At 46.4% G+C, this 4,642-nt stretch carries 7 protein-coding genes; all 7 read right to left on the reverse strand.

Features of this window, described 5'->3' with window-relative positions; all coding sequences use genetic code 11:
- The coding region (locus H6A61_RS14870; protein ID WP_204394677.1) for an AAA family ATPase at window positions 1-826 on the reverse strand (826 nt) is incomplete at its 3' end.
- A 95-nt stretch (window positions 827-921) separates the two neighbouring features.
- Entirely contained in the window at window positions 922-1,812 is an 891-nt protein-coding gene (gene rfbA, locus H6A61_RS14875; RefSeq protein WP_204394679.1) for a glucose-1-phosphate thymidylyltransferase RfbA, read from the reverse strand.
- Window positions 1,813-1,937: 125 nt separating this feature from the next.
- Complete coding sequence (gene rfbC, locus H6A61_RS14880; RefSeq protein ID WP_204394681.1) at window positions 1,938-2,507, reverse strand: dTDP-4-dehydrorhamnose 3,5-epimerase; 570 nt, start codon at window positions 2,505-2,507, stop codon at window positions 1,938-1,940.
- Window positions 2,508-2,633: 126 nt separating this feature from the next.
- Window positions 2,634-3,086 carry an N-acetylmuramoyl-L-alanine amidase gene (locus H6A61_RS14885; RefSeq protein ID WP_154045180.1) on the reverse strand — a complete coding sequence of 151 codons (453 nt, stop codon included), beginning with the start codon at window positions 3,084-3,086 and terminating at the stop codon, window positions 2,634-2,636.
- 96 nt (window positions 3,087-3,182) lie between these two features.
- Window positions 3,183-3,611, reverse strand: coding sequence for an HU family DNA-binding protein (locus tag H6A61_RS14890; RefSeq protein WP_154045178.1), 429 nt, complete (start codon window positions 3,609-3,611; stop codon window positions 3,183-3,185).
- Between the two features lie 208 nt (window positions 3,612-3,819).
- The gene (locus tag H6A61_RS14895; protein WP_154045176.1) at window positions 3,820-4,236 is read right to left on the reverse strand and encodes a DNA-binding domain-containing protein; all 417 of its coding nucleotides are present in this window, start codon (window positions 4,234-4,236) and stop codon (window positions 3,820-3,822) included.
- Between the two features lie 41 nt (window positions 4,237-4,277).
- Window positions 4,278-4,430 (reverse strand): hypothetical protein, encoded by a 153-nt coding sequence (locus tag H6A61_RS14900; RefSeq protein WP_204394683.1) that lies wholly within the window; start codon window positions 4,428-4,430, stop codon window positions 4,278-4,280.
- Between the last annotated feature and the right edge of the window lie 212 nt (window positions 4,431-4,642).

The following is a 4,642-nucleotide window of genomic DNA, read 5'->3' on the forward strand; positions in this document are numbered from 1 at the left end:
TAAGTATGCTGAACGGGTTATAAATATCCACACAATCCTCGTTGAAGTGATACCCGTCATACAGTTCCTTCAGTTTCGCTTTCGCTTCCTCCTCAGTCATATTATTGGCCGCACCCAACTCCTTTATGCCTTCTTTGAATACAGAGTGCAGTTCCTCCTCCGTGATACCACAAATGCCTACATAAGCAAACTCCATCGAAATATCCCTCAGATTGTTGAGGTCGCTGAACACACTCACCTTTCCGAATTTCGTCACCCCTGTCAGAAGAGCGAAGCGTATATACCTGTCCATCGACTTCAGCGCCCCATAGAAAGCCTTCAGCGTGTTCCTGTACTCATCCTGCAGCTCCTCATTATCTATGGCCTGCAACATTGGCTTGTCATATTCATCTACAAGGATTACAGTGTTTCTTCCAGTCTTTTCAGCCGCTCTCCGTATCACCCCTTCAAATCTTGTGGCAAGCGAATACTCATCAGGATTCTTGCCATACAAAGCCTCACACTGTTTCAGAAACAAGTCAAGCTTGTTCTCCAGATCCTTTGGAGTGGCATACCTTTCAGTGTTCAGATCCAGATGCAGCACAGGATACTCCATCCATTCCTTTTCCAGTTCCGCAATCTTCAGCCCCTCGAACATCTCCCTTTTTCCACTGAAATAAGTCTCCAGTGTAGAGATAAGCAGACTCTTTCCGAACCTGCGCGGACGGCTCAGAAAGTAATATACACCGTTATTTACCAGATCATATATCAGATCTGTCTTGTCGATATAAAGATAACCGCCTTCGCGTATTTTTTCAAAATTCTGTATTCCTATAGGGTATTTCATGTTGGGCAATTAATAATTAAAAATTAAGTTATAAGGCTTCAGTTACCAGTTTCTAGTCCCGGAGCCGCCGCATGGGGGAATCCCCGCCCGTAATATTATTTGTTTCCTTTCAGCTCCTCAATCACCTTCAGCAGATACTGTCCGTACTGGTTCTTCAGCATCGGTTCCGCATTCTTTCTCATCTGTTCCTCAGATATCCAACCCTTGCGGTAAGCTATACCCTCCAGACAGGCTATTTTCAGTCCCGTACGTTTCTCCAGCACCTCAATATAAGTCGAAGCCTCGCTCAGCGAGTCATGCGTACCCGTATCCAGCCATGCGAAACCGCGTCCCAGAGTCTGCACCTTCAGTTCCCCGTCCTCCAGGAAACGTTGGTTCACCGTAGTAATCTCCAGTTCCCCGCGGGCCGACGGCTTGATGTTCTTAGCCACATCCACCACCTTGTTCGGATAGAAATACAGTCCCACCACCGCATAGTTCGATTTCGGTTTTGCCGGTTTCTCCTCTATGCTCAGGCAGTTGCCCTCCTTGTCGAATTCAGCCACTCCGTATCGTTCAGGATCGTTCACCCAGTATCCGAACACCGTAGCCTTCTTCTCCTCCTCGGCAGTGCGTACAGCCTCTTTCAGCATACCGCTGAAACCGGCCCCGTGGAAGATATTGTCACCCAGCACCAGACACGCCGAGTCATTGCCAATGAATTTCTCGCCTATGATGAACGCCTGGGCCAGACCGTCCGGACTAGGCTGTTCCGCATATTCGAATTTTACTCCGAATTCCGAGCCGTCGCCCAGCAGACGCTTGAACCCCGGCAAGTCATACGGAGTAGATATAATAAGAATCTCCCTTATCCCTGCCAGCATCAGCACGGAAATAGGATAATAAATCATCGGTTTGTCAAACACAGGGAGCATCTGTTTGCTCACCCCCTTGGTGATAGGATACAGTCTCGTTCCGCTACCACCTGCCAATACGATTCCTTTCATATGGTTGTGAGTTTTTGAGTTTTTAAGTTTTTAAGTTGACGAGATACTAGTTGACAAGTTGACTAGGTTTTAACTTTGTTGACCGTTAGTCGTGAATTTTTAATTTTTAATTATTAATTATTAACTCAATACATCTTCTCATTATAGTCAAACAGCCATTCCGCATCCTTCAGTCTCGGATGATGCCTGTCCTTTTCGCTCAGGATAACCTTGTCAGCAGGAATTCCCCAGTCTATACCCAGATCCGGATCATCCCATGCAATGGCCCCTTCCGACTGCGGCGCATAGAAATTGTCACATTTATACTGGAAAATCACTTCCGGAGTAAGCACAGAGAAACCATGCGCAAATCCTCTCGGCACGAAGAACTGTCTGTGATTATCCTCAGTCAGTTCCACAGCCACATGCTTTCCGAATGTAGGCGAGCCCTTTCTGATATCCACAGCCACATCCAGCACTGCCCCCTTGATCACCCTCACCAGTTTGCTCTGGCAGTAAGGTGGTTTCTGGAAATGCAGTCCTCTCAACACCCCATATTGCGATTTGCTTTCATTGTCCTGCACAAATTTCACTTCCCTCACTTCCTTGCAGAAATCCCTTTCAGAGAACGATTCAAAGAAATATCCCCTCTGGTCGTTGAAAATGCGTGGTTCTATAATCACCACACCGTCTATTTCAGTCTTGATTACATTCATATTATCGATAAAAAAACATGTTCTATATCCGCAAAAGTAACCTAAAAAAACTTAATACCCAAAGAATAACCACAAAAAATCCCCCATGCCGTCATCCGGCATGGAGGATAAATACATATTGTCGGCCTAGCAGCCGTTTTCCAGCCATTCCTTAACATCGAAACACGGACACTCCTTCACCCATTCCTCCGGTTCAATCATTCCGTCCCCGTCCAGGTCAGGACTGAAGTCACGGTGTCCCCCTATATGCTTGATGTCAAACTCCCTTTTCAGGGTTTCCAGCAGCCATTTCATGGCATTCTTCTGTTCTGAGGTGCGTGTATCCGCCGGGTTCCCTTTCGCGTCCAGTCCCCCTTCGTAGCAGATACCTATGCTCCCTTCGTTGTGTCCCTTGCAGTGGGCACCCACCTTCTCCACCGGCCTCATGTCGCAGATCTCACCCGTTCTCCTGATGTAGAAATGATAGCCACACCCGTTGAACCCCCTCTTCCTGTGCATCCTTGTGAGATCGGCAGGCTCCAGCCTTTTGTTGGCCGGAGTGGCGGAACAATGAATTATCACAGTATCAACATGACGCATTGTCCCCTCCGTTTCTCCTGTTAGCAAAACCACCGGTGAGAAAGCAAATCACACATTTCAGAATCCGTACGATAATCTTCTTCATTTTGTATCACATTATGGAAGCGGTTCTTCCGTTTCTTCCTTCTTGTACTTCTGTTCCACCTTCTCATATTTCAGCGTAGTGAGCATGTTCGACAGCGTTCTTCCGCTTCTGAACAGAATCTTCGCCTTCTGGATCAGTCCGTCGTGATAATCATCCTTCGTAGTCGCCCCTTCGCCGCTCAGGCTCACCTGTAGCGATCCCAGTTCTCCCAGTCGCACTATTTCACCGTTCGAGAGCGAGTCGGACACCACATCCTCCAGAGCTATAAGCACCGCCATCACGTCCGCACGCGTCACCGTACACATCTGCTGTATTCTCTGCGACAATTCCCTGATGCCCGCCTCTCCTCGAGCCTGAGCCTGCGCATAAAACTTTCCCCCCATTTCCGGGTTCTGAGGGTCTTTACGTTCCACTACCGAATAAGTCAAATACTTGTCCATAAAATTTTCCTTTCTTTTTTAATGATTAATACTCGTCCGGTCCGTAATCACGACCATCGGTACACTTCGCGGGCCCTTTCCTGCATACCCTTGCCGCTTTCCTTTCCGATTACGATACAAAGGTATCATCCCCGTTTCTTGTCCCGTTCCCCTTTGTCCTCCATAGTATGGACAAGTATGTATTTAACAGAAAATTCCCCCATGCCCGCTAAATTGCGGGTACGGGGGAATACTTCTGTTCCACTTTTTTGAATGTCAGTTTGCGAATACTGTGTTTAATGGTCTTTCCATCCTTGAACAGCGTCTTCACTTTCGTTATATGCTTACTGCAGAAATCATCTTTCCTGTCACATCCGTCACTGCTGATTGTCATTGACAGCGACCCCAGCTCACCTATTCTCACTATATATCCGTCGCATAGAGCTTCTGCCACCACATCTTCCAGAGTCATCAGTACCGCCACTATATCCGGTTTCCCGACATAGCAGTTTCTGTCTATTTTCTCTATCAGTTCCTTACTTTCCAATACGCCACGCGACTGGAACTGTGCATAAAACTTTCCCTCTTTATCAGGGCATTTAGGGTTCTTTCTTTCCACTACCGAATAATTCAGACAATTGAACATAATTTCTTAATGTTTAGAGGTTTAACTTCGTTACAAAGATATCACTCCATGAAATTATGCAGTTCCCTTTTGTCCTGTTTGGTCGGTGTATATCTGTAATTATTACTGTTACCCTTCTCCTTTTCTGCCAAATAAAAGTCAACAGACGAAAGACAATTTTCCTTTTCGCTGATATACCTTATAGCACTCACCATATCCGTTCGGAACAGACACAGATATATAAAGCATTAGTCATAATTCTACTTCACAATCCACCTCTCCACATTCCTCTTCTCATAGCTGAAGTTCACACCCACTTTCACCAGCTTCCTTCCGTCACATGATAAGCTAAAAACTATTCATCAGTACCGTGAAAGCATTCTTCACATGCTCGTTAGGGAACCCCAATTTGTAGGTATTCGATTTC

Origin of the sequence: Bacteroides caecigallinarum (assembly GCF_016901995.1) — a bacterium.
GTDB classification, from domain to species: Bacteria; Bacteroidota; Bacteroidia; order Bacteroidales; family Bacteroidaceae; genus Phocaeicola; species Phocaeicola cellulolyticus.

Coding starts and splice junctions, on each gene's coding strand:
- rfbA (WP_204394679.1), bottom strand. CDS start 1,812: ATGAAAGGAATCGTATTGGCAGGTGGTAGCGGAACGAGACTGTATCCT.
- rfbC (WP_204394681.1), bottom strand. CDS start 2,507: ATGAATGTAATCAAGACTGAAATAGACGGTGTGGTGATTATAGAACCA.
- H6A61_RS14885 (WP_154045180.1), bottom strand. CDS start 3,086: ATGCGTCATGTTGATACTGTGATAATTCATTGTTCCGCCACTCCGGCC.
- H6A61_RS14890 (WP_154045178.1), bottom strand. CDS start 3,611: ATGGACAAGTATTTGACTTATTCGGTAGTGGAACGTAAAGACCCTCAG.
- H6A61_RS14895 (WP_154045176.1), bottom strand. CDS start 4,236: ATGTTCAATTGTCTGAATTATTCGGTAGTGGAAAGAAAGAACCCTAAA.
- H6A61_RS14900 (WP_204394683.1), bottom strand. CDS start 4,430: ATGGTGAGTGCTATAAGGTATATCAGCGAAAAGGAAAATTGTCTTTCG.